Origin of the sequence: Bradyrhizobium sp. CCBAU 45394 (genome assembly GCF_028128655.1) — a bacterium.
In the GTDB taxonomy this organism is placed as follows: Bacteria; Pseudomonadota; Alphaproteobacteria; order Rhizobiales; family Xanthobacteraceae; genus Bradyrhizobium; species Bradyrhizobium diazoefficiens.
Genome location: NZ_LBIX01000176.1, coordinates 446,405 through 468,999, shown reverse-complemented (window position 1 = coordinate 468,999; position 22,595 = coordinate 446,405). Strand labels below are relative to the sequence as shown.

At 64.9% G+C, this 22,595-nt stretch carries 19 protein-coding genes; 14 read left to right on the top strand and 5 right to left on the bottom strand.

Annotated elements, in window-relative coordinates; all coding sequences use genetic code 11:
• Nucleotides 1-362: 362 nt before the first annotated feature.
• The gene (locus WN73_RS39615; RefSeq protein WP_028174002.1) at nucleotides 363-1,160 is read left to right on the top strand and encodes a Spy/CpxP family protein refolding chaperone; all 798 of its coding nucleotides are present in this window, start codon (nucleotides 363-365) and stop codon (nucleotides 1,158-1,160) included.
• Between the two features lie 111 nt (nucleotides 1,161-1,271).
• On the top strand, nucleotides 1,272-1,649 hold the full coding sequence (locus WN73_RS39610; protein WP_011087322.1) for a response regulator: 378 nt from the start codon (nucleotides 1,272-1,274) through the stop codon (nucleotides 1,647-1,649).
• A gap of 111 nt (nucleotides 1,650-1,760) precedes the next feature.
• On the opposite strand, the gene WN73_RS39605 is transcribed toward WN73_RS39610, so the two are convergent.
• The 3 genes from WN73_RS39605 to glk all read right to left on the bottom strand — a co-directional run bounded on the left by WN73_RS39605 (nucleotide 1,761) and on the right by glk (nucleotide 3,400).
• Nucleotides 1,761-1,916 (bottom strand): hypothetical protein, encoded by a 156-nt coding sequence (locus tag WN73_RS39605; protein WP_271557705.1) that lies wholly within the window; start codon nucleotides 1,914-1,916, stop codon nucleotides 1,761-1,763.
• Between the two features lie 145 nt (nucleotides 1,917-2,061).
• Nucleotides 2,062-2,265 carry a hypothetical protein gene (locus WN73_RS39600; RefSeq protein ID WP_028174003.1) on the bottom strand — a complete coding sequence of 68 codons (204 nt, stop codon included), beginning with the start codon at nucleotides 2,263-2,265 and terminating at the stop codon, nucleotides 2,062-2,064.
• A 148-nt stretch (nucleotides 2,266-2,413) separates the two neighbouring features.
• A complete protein-coding gene (gene glk / locus WN73_RS39595) occupies nucleotides 2,414-3,400 on the bottom strand; it encodes a glucokinase (RefSeq protein ID WP_028174004.1) in 987 nt (328 codons plus the stop codon).
• 252 nt (nucleotides 3,401-3,652) lie between these two features.
• Between glk and pncA the strand changes: the two genes are divergently transcribed.
• The 10 genes from pncA (at nucleotide 3,653) to WN73_RS39545 (ending at nucleotide 14,825) form a co-directional block, all read left to right on the top strand.
• Complete coding sequence (gene pncA, locus WN73_RS39590) at nucleotides 3,653-4,297, top strand: bifunctional nicotinamidase/pyrazinamidase (protein WP_271557701.1); 645 nt, start codon at nucleotides 3,653-3,655, stop codon at nucleotides 4,295-4,297.
• A 16-nt stretch (nucleotides 4,298-4,313) separates the two neighbouring features.
• The gene (locus WN73_RS39585; protein ID WP_011087319.1) at nucleotides 4,314-5,429 is read left to right on the top strand and encodes an alpha/beta fold hydrolase; all 1,116 of its coding nucleotides are present in this window, start codon (nucleotides 4,314-4,316) and stop codon (nucleotides 5,427-5,429) included.
• A gap of 135 nt (nucleotides 5,430-5,564) precedes the next feature.
• Nucleotides 5,565-7,598: an NAD(+) synthase gene (locus WN73_RS39580; RefSeq protein WP_028174005.1), complete on the top strand. Its 2,034-nt coding sequence runs from the start codon at nucleotides 5,565-5,567 to the stop codon at nucleotides 7,596-7,598.
• Nucleotides 7,599-7,636: 38 nt separating this feature from the next.
• Complete coding sequence (locus tag WN73_RS39575; protein WP_038967432.1) at nucleotides 7,637-8,020, top strand: GrlR family regulatory protein; 384 nt, start codon at nucleotides 7,637-7,639, stop codon at nucleotides 8,018-8,020.
• A 459-nt stretch (nucleotides 8,021-8,479) separates the two neighbouring features.
• Complete coding sequence (locus tag WN73_RS39570; protein ID WP_271557697.1) at nucleotides 8,480-9,295, top strand: sugar phosphate isomerase/epimerase family protein; 816 nt, start codon at nucleotides 8,480-8,482, stop codon at nucleotides 9,293-9,295.
• A 30-nt stretch (nucleotides 9,296-9,325) separates the two neighbouring features.
• Nucleotides 9,326-10,963, top strand: coding sequence for an ABC transporter substrate-binding protein (locus WN73_RS39565; protein WP_271557695.1), 1,638 nt, complete (start codon nucleotides 9,326-9,328; stop codon nucleotides 10,961-10,963).
• Nucleotide 10,964: 1 nt separating this feature from the next.
• On the top strand, nucleotides 10,965-11,948 hold the full coding sequence (locus WN73_RS39560; RefSeq protein ID WP_271557693.1) for an ABC transporter ATP-binding protein: 984 nt from the start codon (nucleotides 10,965-10,967) through the stop codon (nucleotides 11,946-11,948).
• On the top strand, nucleotides 11,945-12,937 hold the full coding sequence (locus WN73_RS39555) for an ABC transporter ATP-binding protein (RefSeq protein WP_028174010.1): 993 nt from the start codon (nucleotides 11,945-11,947) through the stop codon (nucleotides 12,935-12,937). The genes WN73_RS39560 and WN73_RS39555 overlap by 4 nt, the downstream gene beginning before the upstream one ends.
• Nucleotides 12,937-13,866, top strand: coding sequence for an ABC transporter permease (locus WN73_RS39550; protein WP_271557691.1), 930 nt, complete (start codon nucleotides 12,937-12,939; stop codon nucleotides 13,864-13,866). Before WN73_RS39555 ends, WN73_RS39550 begins: the two co-directional genes overlap by 1 nt.
• Nucleotides 13,863-14,825, top strand: a complete 963-nt coding sequence (locus WN73_RS39545) for an ABC transporter permease (protein WP_271557689.1) — start codon at nucleotides 13,863-13,865, stop codon at nucleotides 14,823-14,825. The genes WN73_RS39550 and WN73_RS39545 overlap by 4 nt, the downstream gene beginning before the upstream one ends.
• 39 nt (nucleotides 14,826-14,864) lie before the next feature.
• On the opposite strand, the gene WN73_RS39540 is transcribed toward WN73_RS39545, so the two are convergent.
• Entirely contained in the window at nucleotides 14,865-16,241 is a 1,377-nt protein-coding gene (locus WN73_RS39540; RefSeq protein WP_271557931.1) for a SagB/ThcOx family dehydrogenase, read from the bottom strand.
• Nucleotides 16,242-16,336: 95 nt separating this feature from the next.
• Nucleotides 16,337-18,583: a TOMM precursor leader peptide-binding protein gene (locus tag WN73_RS39535; RefSeq protein WP_028174013.1), complete on the bottom strand. Its 2,247-nt coding sequence runs from the start codon at nucleotides 18,581-18,583 to the stop codon at nucleotides 16,337-16,339.
• 903 nt (nucleotides 18,584-19,486) lie between these two features.
• On the opposite strand from WN73_RS39535, the gene WN73_RS39530 reads away from it, so the two are divergent.
• Together WN73_RS39530 and ilvD are read left to right on the top strand one after the other, a co-directional pair.
• Complete coding sequence (locus tag WN73_RS39530) at nucleotides 19,487-20,356, top strand: VOC family protein (protein WP_231166481.1); 870 nt, start codon at nucleotides 19,487-19,489, stop codon at nucleotides 20,354-20,356.
• A gap of 197 nt (nucleotides 20,357-20,553) precedes the next feature.
• A complete protein-coding gene (gene ilvD / locus WN73_RS39525; protein WP_271557686.1) occupies nucleotides 20,554-22,404 on the top strand; it encodes a dihydroxy-acid dehydratase in 1,851 nt (616 codons plus the stop codon).
• The last annotated feature ends 191 nt before the right edge of the window (nucleotides 22,405-22,595 follow it).

Sequence of the window (22,595 nt, the reverse complement as noted above, 5' to 3'; positions counted from 1 at the left end):
CGGCAAATTGGTAGCGCGATCAGATCATGATTGATCGCGTCTGTCGAGAAAGGCCGAACGGCGATCGTCTAGAACTAACGTTGTGCCCGACGGCGCGGCGGCGCCCGCGGTGCGGTGAGCCGGACCTGCGCCGTGGCTGCTCCTTTTGCGACGCACACGGTGCGCGAACCGGCCTGGAACGATCCGTGCGCAATTACGCCGCAGTTTCGAATAAGCCTGCATAACCGCTTCGCGTGAAAGACTTTTCGGGCGTGGACAGCAATTGGCTGCGTCTGGACCTGGAAGCGGCGGAAACGATAGTGTTGCAACCAGCGGGTGGCTCCCACCCGGACACGCCAATCAGTTCGACGATGGAGACGAGAATGATCAACCCGGCGCCGCCAGCGCGGCTTTACCTGCGACGATGGCTCGCGCTGGGGTCCGTGCTCGCGCTGCTGCTCGGCGCAGCCGCAGTCGCGAACGCTCAAGGATTGGTCAAAGGCGTTCAGGAGGGGGCGGCAGCCGGGAACAAGGCGGCCGGTCCGGTCGGTGGCGTGCTCGGCGGTGCGATCGGCGGCGTGGTTGGCGTTTTCACCGGCGTGCTCGGCGTCGGCAACAATGGCAACCAGGCGCCGGCCGCCAAGGACGCTAACAAGGACGCGGCCAAGGATGCCAAGCAGCAGCAAGGCGCCGGCAAGGACAAGGATGCCAAGAGCGCCAAGGCGGGCAAGGGGGCCAAGGCGAGCAAGGAAGCCAAGAACGCGCCGCAGGACACCAAGGACAACAAGGATGTCACGGTCCTCACCCAGAGCGGCGCGCCGCAACAGTCGGCTGAACAGATCGTCGCCAACAGCGATTCCTACATCGAGCGGATCAAGACCGAACTGAATCTCACCCCAGATCAGGAGAAGCACTGGTACGGGTTCTCCAGCGCCATGCACTACCTTGGGCATAATGGTGCGGAGCGGCTCAACTTGCGGGTTGCGCGCGCCAAGCGGGATCCGCCCGACGACATCATCGAGCAGATGCGCAACGAGGCGCAGTTCCTGATCGACCGGGCGGCCGACCAGCGCAATGTCGCCGACGCCGCCGAACCGCTCTATTCGAGCCTCGACGACAAGCAGAAGCAGGTCTTCATCCAGGAGATGGTACGCCTCAGCCACGAGCGCGGGCTGGATTGATCAAGTTGAATCGGATCGCCAGCGTACGAATTAACGGCGCCCGCCACGAATTCGTGAATCCTTTCCGCAATTCGGGTATGATTAGCTTCGCAAGTTGACTGCGGGGTTGATATGGCGGACGGACTCTCCGTTTTCCTGGTCGAAGACGAGGCGTTGATCCGGATGATGATGGCCGACATGGTGGAGGAGCTCGGCCACCATGTCGTCGCGGAAGCGGACAATGTCCGGGACGCGAGCGCCTTTGCGATGACCGCGCAATACGATCTCGCGATCCTCGACATCAACCTCATGGGGCTCTACGTCGATCCCGTCGCCGACCTGATCGAGCGCCGCGGCAAGCCGTTTCTGTTCGCCACCGGCTACGGGCCGGAACTCCTGCCGTCGCTGCTCCGCCGCAGGCCCATCCTGCGCAAGCCGATTTCGATCGACCAGCTCAAGGCGATGATCGATTCGATGTTTCCGGAAACCACGGCGAAGGCGCCGCACTGAGCGACGGTGAAGGTACCGCGCTGACCGACGGAGCAGGCGCCGCGCAGGGATCGCCAACGAAAATGGCCGCCCGTCGGGGGCGGCCATTTGACGAAGGAATTCGTCGGGTTCTCAGATCAGGCCGGCGGTGAGGTCGATGCCGTGCGCCATCAGGCCGAACGAGGCGACGAGGCACGTGCAGCAGAACAGCAAGATGGTCTTAAACGAAGAATCGGCGAAACGCGTTTCGACGGCGGCCGGCATCGCGGCGAGCGAAATCATGCTCATGTTCATTCCCCCCTGTGTTGACCCCTGAATTGCATCAGGTGAGGGAACTCTTAGAGCAAAAAGTTTGACGCGAGATTGCGAGGGATCGTTAACGGAATCGCAATCGGCTCGCGGATTCGCGCCTCCCGGCGCGGGACTGCAAGTCTCAGCCGCGACCGTTCCTCAGCACCGTGGCGATGGTATGGGCGGTCATGGCGGCCCGATCCGAGGCGCGCTGGGCGGCCAGCCGGTCTCGCGCCTTTTCCTCGATCAGGAGCTCGATCAGCGCCAGCCGTTTGTCGTCATCATCCGCCTCGGTCAGCAGGCGGTGATAACGGTGATAGTCGAAGCCCAGATCCGGTTTACGCATGTCACGCCCCCGCAACTACGCCACACACTCGGGGGGATTGTTTCCCATGGGAAACAATCGGGCAAGCACGATCCTGCGTGGAACCCCGCTTTGGATGCAATCAGCTGTGAATTAGTTAACGGACCGGACGGTCTCGGCCGGCCGCACTTCAATCAGGATTGTGGTCGGCGAACATCTTGAGGCCGAGGAAGCTCGCATCAGGCTTCGTGACCAGCCGGATCGGGATGTTGCGCAAATAGTCCTGGAAGCGCCCCTTGGCTTCGAAGCGCGCGCGGAACGCGGAGGCCGCGAGGAACTCCGGGAAGCGCGGCACGATCCCGCCGGCGATATAGACGCCGCCGCGGGCACCGAAGGTCACCGCGAGGTTGCCCGCGACCGAGCCCAGGGTGGCGCAGAACATCTCCAGCGTCGCGCGGCTGACCGAGCAGCTGCCATCCAGGGCGGCCTTGGTGATGGCGGCCGCGTCGCGGTGCGGCACCTGGACGCCGTCGATCTCCGCGAGTGCCTCGTAGAGGCTTTGCAAGCCGGAGCCCGACAGCGCACCGCGCTCGATGGAGACATGGCCGAAACGTCGGCGCAAGGACGCGATCACGCGTTCCTCGCGCTCGTTCTCTGCCGGCAGCGTCGCGTGGCCCGCCTCGGTGACGACGGCCAGCCGCGCCCCATGGCGCTCGACCAGACAGGAGACGCCAAAGCCGGTTCCGGGTCCGACCACCAGCAACGGTTCTCCGGGGAGGCCATCTTGTCCGCCGAGCGGGATCAGATCGGCGGGCCGCAAGGCGGGCAGGGACCAGGCGACCACCTCGAAATCGTTGAGCACATGGACGCTGTTGAAGCCGAGCGTTGGCTGGAGCTCGTTGCCGTCGATGACCCAGGGGCTGTTGGTCATGACGCAGCGGTTGTTGGTGACGGGGCCTGCGACGGCCAGCACGGCTCGTTGGGGCGGTTCGCCGCCGGCCCGGCGCGCCAGCACGTCGACAATGGCTTCCTGGACGGTCGGGAAGTCGGCGACCTTCACATAGTCGATCGGTCCGGTCTGGTCGCCGTTGCCCGGTTCGCTCTGGCTCAGCGCAAAGCGCGCATTTGTGCCGCCGATATCGGCGAGAAGAATTTTTCCTGTCTTGCCGATACTCATGACCCTTTGGTCGCCGCGGCCTTGCCGGCCTTCGGGAACCTTTGCCTCCGCTCCTGATCCGATCCGCAGTTTGCGGACGGTTTGAGAATCCTCGCTTGATTGTGCCTAGTCAACACGGACGAGGCCAAACCGTTGCATCCTGGAGACGATCCTTGGCCACCAGCGCGATATGGCCACACGCGATCGGCGGTTGCGAAGCCGCACCGGAAGATCGACATTGGAGGGAGCGTTCGGCGCCGGCGAAGCCGGCAAATGGAATGGGGCCTTGCGATGAAGATTTCCGACCGCGACGTGCTGCTGGTGATCGACGTGCAGAACGACTTCTGCACCGGCGGGGCACTGGCCGTGCCCGGCGGCGAGAAAGTCGTGCCAGCCATCAACCGTATCGCCCAAAAATTCGCCAATGTGGTGCTGACCCAGGACTGGCATCCGAGCGACCACGTCTCCTTCGCGGTGAATCATGCGGGCAAGCAGCCGTTCCAGACCATCGAGCTGGACTACGGCAGCCAGGTGCTCTGGCCGACGCATTGCGTGCAGGGCACGGCGGGCGCCGAATTCCATGGGGAGCTGGACGTCACCCGGGCGAGCCTGGTGGTGCGCAAGGGTTTTCGGCGCGGCATCGATTCCTATTCTGCGCTGTTCGAGAACGACCACAGGACGCCGACGGGCCTGCTCGGGTATTTGCGCGAGCGCGAGTTGGAGACCGTCTTCGTCGCGGGGCTCGCGCTCGACTTCTGCGTCCGCTTTTCGGCAGAGGACGCCCGCAAGGCCGGGTGCGAGGTCGTGGTGATCGAGGATGCCTGCCGTGGCATCGACCTCGACGGTTCTGTGGCTGCAGCCCATCGGAGTTTTGTCGACCTCAGCATTTCCGTGATCAGCTTCGAGGCATTCCTGTGAGAATCGCGAGATAGCCATGGCGGCGAAGACAGGCAAACAGCCGGGCGGGCCGGACCATGTCCCTGGCGATCCGCTGCTGTGGCCGTTTGCGGCGGCGCGGCTCGCCATGGACGCCTGGTTCGGATGGATGGAGCGCGGGCCGGACGAGCCTGCCGACAGCAGCCTGCCGTGGACGACGCCCAACACGGTCGCGCTGGAGCTTGCGACCATGCACCTGCGCGATTGCACGAAGGACCGGTCCGGCCAGCCGGCGCTGGTCTGCGCACCCTATGCGCTGCATCGGGCCCTGATCGCCGACTTCGCGCCCGGCCACAGCGTGGTGCAGTCGCTGCAGAATGGCGGCATCGACCGAGTCTATCTCACCGACTGGCGCTCGGCCACCCCTGACATGCGCTATCTCTCGATCGACAGCTATCTTGCCGATCTCAACGTCGCCATCGACGAGATCGGCGTCCCGGTCGATCTCGTCGGCCTGTGCCAGGGTGGCTGGCTGTCGCTGCTCTATGCGGCGCGCTTTCCGGCCAAGGTGCGGCGGTTGGTCCTGGTCGGCGCTCCGGTCGACCTGTCGATCGATTCCTCGCTATCCAGGCTCGCCCGCAACGCGCCGGAGATGGTCTACGACCAGCTCGTCGCGCGTGGCGGAGGCAATGTCAGTGGCGAGGAGATGCTGCGCTTCTGGTCCAGGACGCCAAGCCGCGAGGATATCGCAGCCGCCTTGCAAGTGGGCCTATCCGACGAGGAAGGCGGGGCACTGCTCGCGCGTTTCGACCAGTGGAACGTGGAGACGCTCGATCTGCCGGGCACTTACTATCTCGAGATCGTCAACCGGATTTTCCGGGAGAACCAGATTGCCGGCGGCAACTTCGTGGCGCTCGGCCGCGCGATTGATCTGAAGGACGTCAAGGCGCCGATCTTCCTGCTGGCCGGGCTCGACGACGAAGTGGTGCCGGTGACGCAGGCGCTCGCCACCGCCGGCCTTGTCGGCACGCCGCCAGCCTTCATTGCGGCGGCCTCCGAGCCGAGCAATCACCTCGGCCTGTTCATGGGTGCGCGGACCCACGCGCATGCCTGGCCCCGGATCGCCCAGTGGCTGCGCGACGATCTGACCGGCGTCCTGGCCCGCAGCGCCTGAGCTCGCCGGCCAGAGCGAGGCGCAAATCCGTTATGCATGATGGCGAATGGCCTGCCCGGAGCCGGATCGATGAGCTACATAGGCTGGAGCTGACGGCTGCGGCCGGCCGGAAAGAGATTAAAGGTACTGCGCTCGATGACTTTCCACTCGATCTACGCCCACGGATTTGCGCGCGTGGCGGCCTGCGTGACCACCTCCCACGTCGCCGATCCCTCGGCCAATGCCAAGGCCATCCTGGCGGCCGCCAATGCCTGCCACGAACAGTCGGCGGCGGTTGCCGTGTTTCCCGAGCTGTGCCTGTCCGGCTATGCGATCGAAGACCTGGTCAAGCAGGATCCGCTGCTCGACGCCGTCGAGCGCGGTCTCGCGGCCATCGTCGAGGCCTCCGATGCATTGATGACCGTCCTGATCGTCGGCGCGCCGCTGCGCTTTGGTCATCGCATCTACAATTGCGCCGTCGTCATTCATCGCGGCAACGTCCTCGGCGTGGTGCCGAAGAGTTACCTGCCGACCTACCGTGAGTTCTACGAGGGGCGGCATTTCGCCTCCGGCGCCGGCATCGCCGGAGAGACGATCGCCTTCGGCGGGCTGCATGCACCGTTCGGCGTCGATCTGCTGTTCGCGGCCGAGGACGTGCCGGGCCTCACCATCGGCGTCGAGATCTGCGAGGACATGTGGATCCCGGTGACCCCGGCCTCGGAGCTCGCGCTCGCAGGCGCCAGCGTGCTGATCAACCTCTCGGGCAGCCCGATCACGATCGGCCGGGCGCGCTCGCGCGCACTGCTGTGCCAATCGACCTCGGCGCGCTGCCTCGCGGCCTACGTCTATTCCGCCGCAGGGGCAGGGGAATCGACCACTGATCTGGCCTGGGATGGCCAGACCTCGATCTACGAGAACGGCGTGCTGCTGGCCGAGGGCGAGCGGTTCCGCCAGGGCGGCCAGATCACGTTCGCCGACGTCGATCTCGACCTGCTCAGGCAGGAACGCGCCTTGATGGGGACGTTCGACGACAACCGCCGGCAGCGCGAGGCGTTCTTCCGCCAGGTGACGTTCGCGTTGAAGCCGCCGGCCTCCGATATCGGCTTCCTGCGCAAGGTCGAGCGCTTTCCGTTCGTGCCGAGCGACGAGAGCCTGCTCGAGCAGGACTGCTACGAGGCCTACAACATCCAGGTCGCCGGCCTCGTGCAGCGCATGCGCGCGACCGGCACCAAACGCGTCGTCATCGGCGTCTCGGGCGGGCTCGATTCCACCCACGCGCTGATCGTCGCCGCCAAGGCCGTCGACCTGCTCGGCCTGCCGCGTGAAAACATCCTCGCCTACACGATGCCGGGATTTGCCACCGGCAGCGAGAGCAAGACCAATGCGCTGGCGCTGATGAAGTCCTTGCAGACGAATTGGCAGGAACTCGACATCCGCACCACTGCAACCCAGATGCTGAAGGATATCGGCCATCCCTTCGGCAAGGGCGAGAAGGTCTACGACGTCACCTTCGAGAACGTGCAGGCGGGTCTGCGCACGGACTATCTGTTCCGCCTCGCCAACCACCACGGCGGCATCGTCATCGGAACCGGCGATCTCTCCGAGCTCGCGCTGGGCTGGTGCACCTATGGCGTCGGCGACCAGATGGCGCACTACAATGTCAATGCCGGCGTGCCGAAGACGCTGATCCAGCATCTGATCCGCTGGGTGATCGCCTCGCAGCAGTTCAGCGATGACGTCAACCGGACGCTTGCCTCGATCCTGTCGGCCGAAATCTCGCCCGAGCTGGTTCCGGTCAAGCCCGGCGAGAAACCGCAAAGCACCGAAGCCTCCGTCGGCCCCTACGAGCTCCAGGATTTCAACCTGTTCTATACGCTCCGCTTCGGCATGCGGCCGTCCAAGATCGCTTTCATGGCGCTCCAGGCATGGAAGGATGTCGCCAAGGGCGAATGGCCGCCAGCGTTCCCGAACGATCGGCGCAAGGCCTACGAGCTTCCCGAGATCCGCCGCTGGCTCGAAGTGTTCCTGCGCCGCTTCTTCGCCTTCAGCCAGTTCAAGCGCTCGGCCATGCCGAACGGCCCGAAGGTTTCGGCCGGCGGCTCGCTGTCGCCGCGCGGCGACTGGCGTGCACCGTCGGATTCGAGCGCAGCGGCATGGCTCGAGGATCTCGAGCGGAACGTACCGAACTGAATGACGCGGCGGATCGACATTGCTGGGGAGACGATCTGATGTCGGCCGGGGAAGGCTCAGAAACGGGTGAAGAGGCCAGCGTCGTCAACGGCCTCTACATCTTCGACATCGAAATGCGTGACGGCAAGCGCGGGCAGGCGAGGGGCGTGGTCGTGCTCTGCGACGGGCGTATCATGGGCGGCGACAGCTATTTCTACTACACCGGGAGCTACACGTTCCGGAACGGGAAATGGCGTGGCGACATGATCGTCAATCAGCACACCGAAGCGGTCGGCCGGTCTCTCGTCTTCGGAGGCAGGGAGGTCACTTGCGGCTTTTCCGGCGATTATTTCCCCGGCGGCGCGGAAGTCGAGGGAATGGCGCTGGTCGGCAAGATCAGCGTGACGTTCACGGCGCGGCTGACGCTGAAGGATGCGATGTGAGCTGAGGCGCCAGCCGGAGCTGCTGTGGAGTGGGTCTATGTGGGCCTAGCGATATGCTGGCAGGCTCGCGCTGAAGGAAAGCGCGAGGTCCGGAGTGCCTAGGAGTCCGGACCTCGTCACCTTGCCCCAGCCTTCGATCCCCCGCCCCATGTGGTCCCCCAACCCCGTGGTGCGCGATCAGAGGGTGATGCCCTTGGAAGTGGCCGCCGATCGATGTCGCGCGATGTACGCGACATCGGAATAGGATTCCATTCCGGAGCACTACGGACACGATTCAGCTTGCTTCTGCGGCAGACTGCACGTGCCTGCATCGACGCCAGCGCCGCTGCACAACATCGATGCGGGCGACGCGCGGGATGTCCACATCTGCTCGACGCTGCGGAACATCGGTTTCACGGGCCTGTCATTGAACTGGTCTAGCGCTGCTCCCGTCATTGCTGACGGTCAAAGGAGCAAGCCATGTCGAAGCCGGTGTTGGGCGCCGCACTGTCCATCAAATCGATCCCCGCGCATCGCGACTGGCTTCTGGAACGGCAGCGCGATCTCGAGATCCAGGATTTCTTCCGCGCCGATCTCCTCGATAGCGACTGGCGTGCGACCGCCGGCGACATCAAGCAGATGCTCGCGGGCTATACGGGCCGTCTCGGCATTCACGGACCGTTCTGGGGCTTCAAGATCGACAGCCACGATCCCATGATCCGGCAGGCGGTGACCAAGCGTCTGCTCCAGGGGCTGGAGGCCGCAGAGTTTCTCGGTGCGACGCAGATGGTGATCCATTCGCCGTTCACGACCTGGGACCACAACAATCTCGATCTCTATCCGGACAATCGCGGCAATCTGGTCGAACGGGTCAGGGCGACCCTCGCCGAAGTGATCGCGCGTGCCGAGACGACCGGCTGCGAGATCGTCATCGAGAACATCGAGGACAAGGATCCGCGCGACCGCGTGCGCCTCGCCAAGGCGCTGGAGAGCGGCAAGGTCCGCGTCTCGCTCGACACCGGCCACGCCAACTACGCGCACATCTCCACCGGCGCGCCGCCGGTCGACTACTATGTCGAGGCCGCCGGCGACATGCTGACGCATGTGCATCTCCAGGACACCGACGGCTTTGCCGACCGGCACTGGGCGCCGGGCGAAGGCAACATCCCGTGGGTCGCGGTGTTCCGCGCGCTGGGCCGGCTGACCTCGAACCCGCGGCTGATCCTCGAACTCCGCAACCACGACGACGTCCGCGCCGGCGCAGCCCATCTCGCCGCGCTTGGCCTCGCAGAATAACCGACCTCATCAAGGGCAGGGCCTATCGTCATGAGCAAACTCACCCGTCGCACCATCCTGAAATCCGGCACCGCGGCTGCGGGCACGCTGCTGCTGCCGCGCTTTGCTATCGCGCAAGGCGACAATCGTCCGTCGGTGACGATCGCCGTGCAGAAGGTGACCAACGCGAACGTGCTGGACGTGCTGCGCGAGCAGTCCAATGTCGGCGAGCGCGTGTTTTTCTCCTCGATCTGGGAGGGCCTGATTTCCAAGAACTGGCGCGGCAGCCTCGAGGCCGTGCCGGGCCTTGCGACCGAGTGGCGCCGCATCGACGACCAGACTGTCGAGGTGAAGCTGCGCCAGGGCGTCAAGTTCCACAATGGCGACGAGCTGACGGCGGAGGACGTGGTCTTCTCCTTCAGCCGCGACCGCATGTTCGGCGAGACCGAGGCCAAGAGCCGCTCCACCATCCAGGCCTTCGAGAAGATCCCGACGCCGCGTCCGGGCAAGGAACTGCCGCCCGATGTGCCCGCCGTCGCGCGCCGGATCTGGCCGGACCTCGTGCGCGTCGACGCCGTCGACAAATACACCGTGCGCTTCTACAACGCGACGCCCGACGTCACCATCGAAGGCCGGCTGTCGCGCTACGGCTCCGACATCATGAACCGCCGGGCCTGGGACGAGTCCGCAAGCTATCTCGACTGGGCGCGCAAGCCTGTTACCACCGGGCCCTACCGGGTCGTCGAGCTCAAGCCCGACGTCTCGCTGACGCTGGAAGCACACGATGAATATTGGGGCGGCCGTCCGCCGCTCAAGCGCATCCGCTTCCTCGAAGTCCCTGAAGTCGCGAGCCGCATCAACGGGCTGCTCTCGGGCGAGTACCAGTTCGCTTGCGACATCCCGCCGGACCAGATCGCCGGCATCGAGAAGAATGCGGCGTTCGAAGTGCAGGGCGGCACCATCCTCAATCACCGCCTGACCGTGTTCGACAAGAACCACGCCCAGCTCGCCAATCCGCTGGTGCGGCGCGCCTTTACCCACGCGATCGACCGCCAGGCCATCGTCGACAGCCTGTGGGCCGGCCGCACCCGCGTGCCGAAGGGCCTGCAGTGGGAATTCTACGGCGACATGTTCAACGCCGACTGGAACGTGCCTGCCTATGATCCGAAGCTCGCGCAGGACCTGCTGAAGCAGGCCAACTACAAGGGCGATCCGATCCCGTATCGCCTGCTCAACAACTACTACACCAACCAGGTCGCGACCGCGCAGGTCCTGGTCGAGATGTGGAAGTCGGTCGGCCTCAACGTGCAGATCGAGACCAAGGAGAACTGGTCGCAGATCATGGAACGTGCGCCCACGCGCGCCGTGCGCGACTGGTCGAACTCGGCCGCCTTCAACGATCCCGTCTCCTCGCTGGTCGCCCAGCACGGGCCGAACGGCCAGCAGCAACAGATCGGCGAGTGGACCAACGCCGAGCTGAACACGCTTTCGGAGTTCTTGGAAACCTCGACCGACCGCGCGGCGCGCAAGAAGGCGTTCCACCGCATGCTGGAGATCGCCGAGCGCGAGGACCCCGCCTACACGGTGCTGCATCAGAATGCGACCTTCACGGCCAAGCCGAAATCGATCAAGTGGAAGGCATCGCCCGCCTTCGCGATGGATTTCCGCGCCGGCAATTTCGAGGCCTGAGGTGTCGCCGCTGGTCAGCATTGAGGACCTGAGCGTCGCCTTCAACGGCGTGCCGGTGCTGCGTGGCGTCGATCTCGCCCTGCGCAAGGGCGAGGCCCTCGGCCTCGTCGGCGAATCCGGCTCCGGCAAGTCGGTGACGTGGCTTGCCGCGCTGGGCCTGCTGCCGCGGCATGCGCGGGTCCTGGGCTCGGTGCGGCTCGACGGGCACGAGCTCCTGGGCGCGCCCGCGGTTGAACTCGATCGGGTCCGGGGCGGGCGGGTCGCCATGATCTTCCAGGATCCGGCGAGCGCGCTCAACCCGGTGCTGACCATCCGCAAGCAGCTCTGCGAGGCCCTGGCGCTGCATCGCGGTCTCTCCGGTGAGGCAGTGAGGGCCGAAGCGCGGCGGCTGCTCGATCTCGTCGGCATTCCCGACGCAGGCCGGCGGCTGTCCGCCTATCCGCACGAATTCTCCGGCGGTCAGGTCCAGCGCATCATGATCGCGATGGCGCTCGCCGGAAATCCCGACCTGCTGATTGCGGACGAGCCGACCACCGCGCTCGACGCCACCATTCAGGCCCAGATCCTGGAGCTGCTCTCGTCGATCCGCCGCGAGATGAGCATGGCGATGGTCCTGATTAGCCACGACCTCGGCGTCGTCGCCGAGAATTGCGACCGCGTCGCGGTGATGTATGCCGGCCGCATCATCGAGGAGGCGCCGGCCAACCAGCTCTTCGCCGATCCCGTGCATCCCTACGCACAGGGCCTGATCGGCGCGCTGCCGCCGCTCGACGGTCCGCGCCGGCGCCTCACCGCCATTCCCGGCACGGTGCCCGATCCCGCGAGTATGCCTGATGGCTGTGCGTTCGCGCCGCGCTGCGCGTTGGCGGCCGGGCCGTGCGGCCTCGCCGCGCCGAGCCTGGCACCGATCACGAACGACCGCGCGGTCGCGTGCATCCGGGCCGAGGCCTCGCGCCGCGCACTGCTTGGGATCGCCGCCGAATGAGCGCGCCGCTCGTCGAAGTGTCCGCGATCGCGCGCAGCTACAGCATGCGCTCCGGGATGTTCGGCCGGAGCACGGCCGTCCATGCGGTCGATGGCGTCTCGCTCACGATTCCCAAGGGCGAAACGCTGGGCCTCGTCGGCGAGTCCGGCTCGGGTAAATCCACCACGGGTCGCATCGTGCTCGGCCTCGAGCCGCCCGATCGCGGCGAGGTGCGGTTTGACGGCAAGCCCATGGCAGCGCCTGGCACGCAGGCGTGGCGCGCGCAGCGGGCGCGCATGCAGATGATCTTCCAGGATCCATTGGGAGCGCTGGACCGGCGCTTGCCGGTCGCGACACAGATCCGCGAGCCCTTGGACATTCATGGCCTCGGTACGCCGGGCGAACGCGATGAGCGGGTGCGCGAATTGCTGCAGGCGGTCGAACTGACGCCTGCGCATGGCGCGCGCTATCCCGGCGCACTCTCGGGCGGACAACGCCAGCGCATCGTGCTGGCGCGGGCGTTAGCGACAAAACCTGATTTCCTCGTCTGCGACGAGCCGGTCAGCGCGCTCGATGTCTCGATCCAGGCGCAGGTGGTGAATTTGCTCGCCGATCTTCAGGCTCAGCTTGGTCTCACGCTGCTCTTCATCAGCCACGACCTGCGCGTCGTCCGCCAGATCAGCAATATCGTCGTCGTGATGTATCTCGGCCGCATCGTCGAGATCGGCAGCGCCGACGATCTGTTCGCCCGGCCGGAGCATCCCTATACGCAGGCACTGGTCTCGGCCTCGCCGGCGCCCGGCCGCCGCAGCGCGGGCCGCATCGTACTGGCGGGCGATCCGCCGAACCCGGCCGCGCGTCCCCAAGGCTGCGCCTTCCATCCGCGTTGCCCGCGCGCGATCGCGCGCTGCGCGAGCGAAGTGCCGGTTCTCTCGGTCGTCGGCGGCGACAGGCAGGTCGCGTGCCATCTGGTGACCGGTCCGCAGGTCGAAACGCGGGACGCCGCGTGATGGGGCGTTATCTTGCCATTCGGATCGGGCGCGCGGCTCTGACGATCGTCCTGGTCGTCACCTTCGCTTTCGTCGTGCTGCGGCTATCGGGCGATCCTGCGTTGATGATCCTGGGACCGGAAGCGCCACCGGAGGTCATCGCGGCCTTCCGCAAAGCCTGGGGCCTCGATGATCCCATCTGGTTTCAGTATCTCGATTACTTCAGCGCCATCGCCAAAGGCGAGCTCGGCCGCTCCATGCGCGACGGCCGCCCCGCGATCGAGCTCGTGCTGGAGCGCATCCCGGCAACGCTGGCGCTGACGCTGCCGGCCTTCGTCTTCAAGGTGGCACTCGGCATCCCCGCCGGCATCTACGCCGCGCTGCATCGCGGCTCTGCGATCGACCGTGCCGTGATGATGACGGCGGTCGCCGGGTTCACCGTGCCGAGTTTTGTCCTTGCGCTGCTGCTGGTTCTCGTCTTCGCCGTGCAATTGGGCTGGCTGCCGTCGGGCGGGCAGGACAGCTGGCGTCACGCGATCCTGCCGATCGCGACGCTGAGCCTTGGCGGCGCAGCGGTGCTGGCGCGCTTCACCCGCAGCGCGATGCTGGAGGTGCTGGGCCAGCCCTATATCCGTACGGCTTCCGCCAAGGGTGTGCCGTGGCGCAGGGTGGTGACCTCGCATGCGCTGCCAAATGCGGCGATCCCGACCGTCACCATTCTCGGCTTCATGGTGGGAACGCTGATCGCGGGCGCCGTCGTGGTCGAGAGCGTGTTTTCGTGGCCGGGGGTAGGGCGCCTGCTTGTCGTCGCCGTCGCCAACCGCGACCTCGCGGTCGTGCAATGCATCCTGCTGCTGGTTGCGTTGACCATGGTCACGTCGAACCTGGTCGTCGACTTCCTCTACGGCTTCCTCGATCCGCGGCTGCGCGCCAAGGGAGCGCATGCATGACCGACGCGACGCTGAAGGACACCGAAGCGCTTTCAAGCGAAGTGGACACCGGTTCGCGTAGAGAAAACGCGTCAAAACTGGAATCTAGAGCCCCGTTCCGATTTCATCGGAACGGAAAGGGCTCTAGCGTCCGCCGCCGCATCAGCCTGCCGGCGATCCCGGTGTCTGTCGCGCTTGCGGTCACTTGGATCGTCGCGATGCTGGTGATTGCGGCCTTCGCCGAGAAGATCGCGCCCTATGGCTACACCCAGCTCGACCTGCGCAATCGTCTGGCGTCGCCCGGCAATGTCGCGCACTGGCTCGGCACCGACGAGCTTGGCCGCGACGTGCTGTCGCGCCTCCTCGTCTCGATCCGCATCTCGCTCCTGATCGCCTTCGGCGCCACCGCGATCTCGGCGATTGTCGGCACCACGCTCGGCTTTTTCGCCGCGCATTTCCGCGGGACCGTCGAGCAGCTCGTGCTGATGCTGACCGATTTCCAGGCCAGCATGCCCTTCCTGATCATGGCGCTGGCCGTGCTCGCCTTCTTCGGCAATTCGCTGCCGCTGCTGATCGGCCTGATGGGCCTGTTCGGCTGGGAGCGCTACGCCCGCATCGCGCGGGGACTGGCCATCTCCGCCAACGCCCAAGGCTATGCCGCCGCGGTCCGTCAGCTCGGCGCGACGCCGTCGCGGATTTACCTCCGGCACATCCTGCCCAACATCGCCTCGACCCTGATCGTGTCGACGACGCTGGTCTTCCCCGAGGTGATCCTGATGGAGTCGGGCCTGTCCTTCCTCGGCCTCGGCGTGCAGCCGCCGATGACCAGCCTCGGCAACATGGTCGGCTACGGCCGCGAATACCTTACCCGGGCGCCCTGGATCATGCTGGCGCCGGCGACCACCATCGTCGTCACCACGCTGGCGGTCTCCGTGATCGGCGACTGGCTGCGCGACCGGCTCGATCCCACTCTGCAATAGCGCGACTGGCGAGAGGCGAGCGCCGAACTACCCGAGCTTCTAGCTCGGGATATCGAGCTTCCTGCCGCGCCCGAGCGCGAATTGACCGACCGGGCCTTCTATATGGAATTCCAGCTCCGTCATTGTCGCGAACAGGTCGATGTTGGTGCTCCCGATGGCGCAGCCGCCGAGGTCCATATCGGTCGCGGCCAGGTAAAACGTCTGGATCAGGCTGCCGACATCCTTCAGGATCAACGAATATGCGATTGAGCTGTATTTCCAGGAGACCCGCCCAAAGCGCGCCGCGATCGTGATCAGGATTTGTGGCTGACCCGGCGCGTCCATGGCGAACTGGGCTGCCACCGCGTGCGCCTGGAGTTGTTGGGTGGAGGCGCTGATCGCCACCAGCGCGTGGCTCCCTGCATCGTAGTGGTAGAGTCCGCGCGCAAGCCCTTCGCAGTTCGAGACCGTCAGGTACAATTCCAGCTCGTAGGCGCTGCCCGCCGACGGATATGGCCTCGTGCTGTAGGTGACGTCGGGACCGCCGTTAAAATACGGGCCGCTCTTCCATTCGGACACGACGCGCGCGGTGGTGTCGAGAAACTGTGCGAGTTCGCCGAGCGTGACAGGATTCTTGTCGTCGAAATCTCGTGTTGAATGGCGTTCGCGCAACAGCTTCGAGAAGCGGGAGTTCGGCTCCGGGGAGGAGAATTTGCGTAGGTCGATCTTGCTGCCGGGCCAGGGCGGGCGCACCGCAGGCAGCGGCGGAACGATGCTCGCATAGGTGAAAGCGGCGCCGACCGGATTGGCTTGCCGCCCCTCCGTGCTCCGCGTGTGAAACACCAGGTCATGGAAATCCCAGAGAACGAGATTGCCGTCGCCTTCATTCACTCGCAGGCCTTGTCCGTCTTTCGCATCGAGCTTGAGCAGGATCCGGCTTTCCACCAACAGTTCGAGCAGACAGAGATTGAAAGTGGCTGCCTTCAGGTTGAGCTTGCCGATCTTCTGAGGCTGCGACAGCGCAGAAAGGGTGGCGGCGACGGCGGGATCGCCAATCCGGAACAGCGCGCCGGCGCGTGGCGATTCCAGAACCATCTCATTGCCGCGCCGGCGCAGATAGGCAAAGCGTGACAACACAATGGTATCACGGCTGCCCAGCTTCGCGCGTCGCGGCCAGTATTCGGGGACTTGAGGCTCGATGACCACGAGGTCCCGCTCGTCGCGCGAGGAGGAGAGGCGGTATTCCAGAAGCCCCTGCCGGGCCAAGCGGTGTACCAGGGCGTCGACGTCTCTCGCGACGGCGCTCTTGCCTGCAAAGGACGCGAGCGGAAGGCCGGTGCTCAGATGTCGCGCGCGGTCTATCGCGGCCTTACTGAATTGTCCGAGGTTGACGGAATAGTCGCCCAGAAAGGCGACGAGGTTTCCGTCCGGCTGCATCTGGAGGGAGAAGCGATGGCTCAATCGGGCCGCAATGTCTGGCGCGATCTTTCCGGTCGGTTTTTTCCTGTTGGTGCGCACGAAAGAGCAACCCTTCAGGTGTGCGGAAGGAATGAAATCAGATCGCTTTCCAGTCGCGGCCGGTCCAACAATCCGAGCTTCACCGGCACATCGTAAAGGCGGCCCGGTGCGAAGCGGCGATAGAAATGACGCAAGCCGGGAACGAGCACTCTGACGACCGGAACCTCGACGTCGGGACGTGTCTGGTCGAGGACGAGGAAATCGTAGCCCGCACGGGCGGCGATCTCGACGCAGGCAATGACCTGGTCACGCGTATTGTCGTGGAGCTTGAGGCTCGGCGCCGGTGGGACGATCGGGCGGTCGCTCGGTGTCAGGAACGGGTAGTTTTCCAGGCGCAGCGGCGTGACACCGTCAAGTGTCGGCTTCTCGCCGCTTGCGCCGCCCATCATGCCGACGGACATAAATTGGGTCAGTTCGGTGAGGGAGCGCAACAGGGCTATGTGGCGGTCGAAATGCGCGCCGGAACCGAACTCGATATTTTCGTGTCCATTCTGCATCCAGTGCATGATAGCCACGTAAGTCGGAATGCCGAGGTCGGTGGTGACATCGAGCACCCAGAGCTTGCGCCCGGCTTCCACAAATTGAGCCTGGAGATCCCGGACATAGAAATCGTCGAATTGCTCGAGATCGACCGCGGCGCGCTGCACCTGATTATACCACCAGATCGCGTAGGCATCGCGCTCGATCAGTTCCAGGAAGCCCTGAACGATGGCTTCGTCGCGGGTATTGCCGGCCGCGCAGCCGTTGGAATCGGTATGAAAGCCGCCATAGAAGAAGTACAGCAGGCCGGTCGGCAGATATTTGAAGCGTTTGTCGCGCAACGATGAGACCGGCGACCACTCGGTCCTCGTCGAGGGATCGAACGGCTCGGGAACCGGATGGGGATCGTCCGGCTGCTGGAGAAACCTGTTCTTGAACTGCGTTTCGCTGAAGAGCTGGACGTCGTTGGGAAGAAGCGCGTCGCCGGGCGCGAAATCGACAAAGCGGCGCGTCGTCCTGATCTCATCGCCTTGGAAAATGCCCGAATAGCGTTCGATCGATTCCATCAGCGCGCTGGCCTCGCCCTGCTCGGCAGTCGAGCCCTTGCCAAAGCTGCCCCCGCTCAGTCCGGACCTGAGCTGGTCGATGCTGTGGGCCGGCGCGGAGAAATTATGCTGGGCGAAGTAATTGGTGTTCATCGGCAGATCGGCCTCGATCCGCTCAAGCCGCGTGACCACGCCGGTCAGCGGGCTCACATGCTTGCGGAAGCGCGACACCGTGGCCCGCGACGTCATGGTGCGATATCCACCGCTGGTCATGACGAGCTTCTTGCCTTCGGCGATCTCGACCAGGGCCGGGGATCGGCGCGGGTTGTGCAGCTTCTTGCTGCCGCAGGTTGGGCATTGCGGGCGTCGCGCGACATAGTGCTTTGCGATGACGGCGCCGGCCAGGTCGAAGCTTGCGATGTGATCGCGCAGATCAGTGCGAAAGCCCGAGGCGATTGCCTTGGCGATCTCGACGGCTGCGAAATGGATTGCGGTCCGTCCGACGGGATGGTTGACGAGCGGCGATATGGCGACCGCACGCGCCGGTCCCCGGTCAAGAAACCCCTTGATCTCCCTGTTGCGGATCATGCGATCGAACAGGCAAGTCCAGCACGAGCTTTCGCCCGGTTTGAACATGGGCCCGACCAGCGGAAACGCGCCGGACGGCTGCACCAACAGCCAATGCGTCTTGCCGGCTACGCGTTCCTGGTTCAGTTCGGCGAGCCGGCGGTCAAGATAATCGTTCACCAGCGTGATCGTGAGCTTCGGCGAGCGCTTGGCGATTTGAACGCCGAGCTTACTCAAGGACGCGGTCAGCTCCTTGGCGCCTTTGACGTCAATCGACTCGATCCGCACGGAGCAACTGCGAAGATTTTGCTCCGCGACTTCCGGAGACAGGCCGAGGCTTGCCCAAAAACCGCCGACGGCTTCGTCGAATGCTGGCGATACCCGCGCAACGACATATCGGCGCTCGAGGAGCCGCTTGATCGCCTCCTCGATCTTGTCGGCCGGGAAGCGCTTCGAAAGCTGGCGAATGATCGCCGGCCTGGCGTTGCCATGTTCTCCGATCGCGGTGGCCAAGGCGCAGTAGAGTTCGCCGTGCAGGAAGAACTTGCGATCCTCGGAATAGAGGCAAACCGCATCGGGAGGCAGTAAGTAGGCGGTGAAGTTCGGTGCAAATCGGAGGAGGTCTTTGCGGGTCTGCCGCGGGACGCGGGTCTTGCTATTGGCATTCATTGCGTCAGCACGCCGATCCGGTTGCCGTTACGTCAGATCGCCGGCGCAAGATGGATCTTCGTGCCCGCGCGCTGGTATTTTCCCAGAGAGTTGAAACAAATTCGCCCGTCACCGGCAAGCCATCGATGCAAGCGCCGTAGAGAAACCAAGCATTTGGCCGGCCGTGACAAAGGGGCCGGCCAATGAGATATGTCGGCTTGTGGACAGGCAATTCGGAACGCGCCGAGGCCTAGCACCAGCGGCAGCGCCCCCACGATGCGCAGCAACCCGCGCATGATACGGCGCACCCTACAACACCAACAGCACATCCAGCACACCGGCAACCGACGCCACATCGGCAACCGCGGCAACCTCGACAGCCTCTGCAGCCGCGGCAACCACCGCATCCGCGCCATGCCAACTGCACGCGGCTACCGACGTTTTCCTTGTCGAAGAGATGGAAGGTGGCGAGGCTGACGTCGGCCATTTCCTCTTCATCGAGCGTGATTGCCTGACCCGGTACAAGGTTCGGCATATGCTGTACGTCGGGTGCCGGCACGGCCGATGCCGATGCGCCTCCCGCTAGCGAAAAAGTCAGGCCTGCCGCCCCGAACGCAGGCACGGCGACTTTGGTTACTCGCTTCTTCGTTTTAGAAGATCGCTTCGCCTGCCGCATGGTCGAACCTCCGTGCATTGCAAGAAGCATCCCAGCCGCGCTAACTCTACGCCCGGAAAATAGGGCAGGCAACAATTGCGCGCCCAAAAGCGTGGCGCCGCACGTTCAGAGTGTATTCATCTTCATGAACAGCATCGGCCCGACCCGTTGACACAGGGCATCACCGATCCACGTACATGGCGGGCGCGCACGGAGTGCAGCTTGGTGCGGTGCCGCAATCGCATCCAGGCTTGAACGGAGAGATCGGCGTGGCAGATCAACTCGGACGTTTCGCTTGGTACGAACTCCTGACCACGGATGTCGCGGCAGCAGGCGCATTTTATCGCAAGGCGGTCGGCTGGGGTTTGAAGGATGAGTCGACTCCGAAGCTGGCTTACACGGTGGTTCGCAGCGGCAGCGTTCCGGTCGGCGGACTTTTGGATATCCCGGACGAGGGGCGGAGATTGGGGGCAACGCCGAGATGGATGGGTTACGTCGCCGTCGATGACCTGGACGGGACCGCCGCACAGATCAGGCGTCTCGGAGGCACGATCTTTGTGCCGCCGACCGACACCAACATTGGCCGAATAGCAGTCGTTGCCGATCCGCAGAAGGCGACGTTCGGTCTGATCGAGGAACCGACACATGGCCGATCGAAGCCGGGCGGGCTGGACGAGCCGGGGCGCGTCGGTTGGCACGAGCTATTGGCCGGCGACCGGACCGTGATCTTCGATTTCTACAGAGCATTATTTGGTTGGCAGAAGGCCGACGCTCAAGCCGATCCAGCGGACTGGTATCAATTGTTTTCGGCGGACGGACAAACGGTCGGCGGCATGCTGACGAAACTTCCGAGCGTAGCGCAGCCATGCTGGCTGCATTACTTCAATGTCGACGACATCGGCGCTGCGACTAAGCAGGTGAATGCCGGTGGAGGCCGGATCCTCCAAGGTCCGATCGAATTGCCCGATGGCTGCTGGATCGCACGATGTGTCGATCCCCAGGGCGCCCTGTTTGCACTGCAGGGGGCCCGAGGTCAGGCGGGCATCGAGCCATCCTCGGCCTCGGAAGTCGGGTGGTCCGCCAAGTGGGGCGACGTTGCCTCACAGGGGAGAATTGTGCTGCCCAAGCCGAAGCGCTAGCTACAGCGTCTGCCCGGCGCCGGCGCGTCCTTCCAATAGGCCGCGCCGGGAGCAGGGGAGGCCTGCGAAAGACCGATCCGGCCCTGTCCGGCCCAAGTTCCCGTTGCGCCAGCCGACCCCGTGCGCTATCCGGCCGGAAAGGCCTGAGGCGGCTTCCATTTTCCCGCCGGCCAGCCAAACCGAGGACGGAAACCGCCATGCCAGCCTATCGCTCCCGCACCACCACCCACGGCCGCAACATGGCGGGTGCCCGCGGCCTCTGGCGCGCGACCGGCATGAAGGATGCGGACTTCGGCAAGCCGATCATCGCGGTCGTCAACTCCTTCACCCAGTTCGTGCCTGGCCATGTCCATCTCAAGGACCTCGGCCAGCTCGTCGCCCGCGAGATCGAGCAGGCCGGCGGCGTCGCCAAGGAATTCAACACCATCGCGGTCGATGACGGTATCGCCATGGGCCATGACGGCATGCTCTACAGCCTGCCGTCGCGCGAGCTGATCGCCGACAGCGTCGAATACATGGCCAACGCCCATTGCGCCGACGGCCTCGTCTGCATCTCCAATTGCGACAAGATCACGCCCGGCATGCTGATGGCGGCGCTGCGGCTCAACATCCCGGCCGTGTTCGTCTCGGGCGGGCCGATGGAGGCCGGCAAGGTCAAGCTCCAGGGCAAGACCAAGGCCGTCGACCTCATCGACGCCATGGTTGCCGCGGCGGACTCCAAGGTCAGCGACGAAGACGTCAAGGTGATCGAGCGCTCGGCGTGCCCGACCTGCGGCTCCTGCTCGGGCATGTTCACTGCGAATTCGATGAACTGCCTGACCGAAGCGCTCGGACTTGCGCTGCCCGGCAACGGCTCGGTGGTCGCGACCCATGCCGACCGCAAGCGGCTGTTCGTCGAGGCCGGCCATACCATCGTCGATCTCGTCCGCCGCTACTACGAGCAGGACGATGCCTCGGTGCTGCCGCGCAACGTCGCGAACTTCAAGGCGTTCGAGAACGCGATGACGCTCGACATCGCGATGGGCGGCTCGACCAACACCGTGCTGCATCTGCTTGCGGCGGCTCACGAAGGGCAGGTCGCGTTCACCATGAAGGATATCGACCGGCTGTCGCGCCGCGTGCCCGTGCTCTGCAAGGTCGCGCCGTCGGTTGCCGACGTCCATGTCGAGGACGTGCACCGCGCCGGCGGCATCATGGGCATTCTCGGCGAGCTCGATCGCGCCGGCCTGATCGATACGTCGGTCTCGACCGTGCATGCGCCGACCATGGCTGACGCGCTGGAGCGTTGGGACATCAAGCGCTCCAAGAGCGAGGCGGTGCGCACCTTCTATCGTGCCTCGCCCGGCGGCATCCCGACGCAAGTCGCATTCAGCCAGGAGCGTCGCTACGACGAGCTCGATGCCGATCGCGAGAAGGGCGTCGTGCGCGATCTCGAACACGCCTTCAGCAAGGATGGCGGTCTCGCCGTGCTCTACGGCAACCTCGCACAGGACGGCTGCATCGTGAAGACTGCCGGCGTCGACGCCTCGATCCTGAAATTCTCCGGCCCCGCGCGCGTGTTCGAAAGCCAGGACGCCGCGGTCGAAGGCATTTTGGGCGGCAAGGTCGTCGCCGGTGAAGTCGTGGTCATCATCTACGAAGGCCCGCGCGGCGGCCCCGGCATGCAGGAAATGCTGTATCCGACCAGCTATCTGAAATCGATGGGCCTCGGCAAAGCCTGCGCGCTCGTCACCGACGGACGCTTCTCGGGCGGCTCGTCCGGCCTGTCGATCGGACATTTGTCGCCGGAAGCCGCCGAGGGCGGCAACATCGGCCTGGTGCGGACCGGCGACCTTATCGCGATCGACATTCCGAACCGCAGCATCACGCTGGAGGTTTCCGACGAGGAGCTCGCCAAGCGCCGCGCGGCGGAAGAGGCGAAGGGGGACGCCGCCTGGCAGGCGACGGGCCGCAAGCGCAACGTCTCCACCGCGCTCCAGGCTTACGCTGCGCTCACCACCAGCGCCGCGCGCGGCGCGGTGCGCGAAGTGAAGCGGCGCTCGAACTGAGCGCGGCTTTCGCGCGCGTGATCGCGAGTGCCGCGGTCGCGCATGGTCAACAAGTCCTGAATGGCCGGCGAAAGCCGGCCGTTCGCATTAAGGATGCCTCAACGAAGTTCGGCAGCTTAGGATTTTGCCGCGTATACTGCTGCGACCTTCGCAAATCCATTTCGGGCAACTGGGGCACCACCACAATGTCT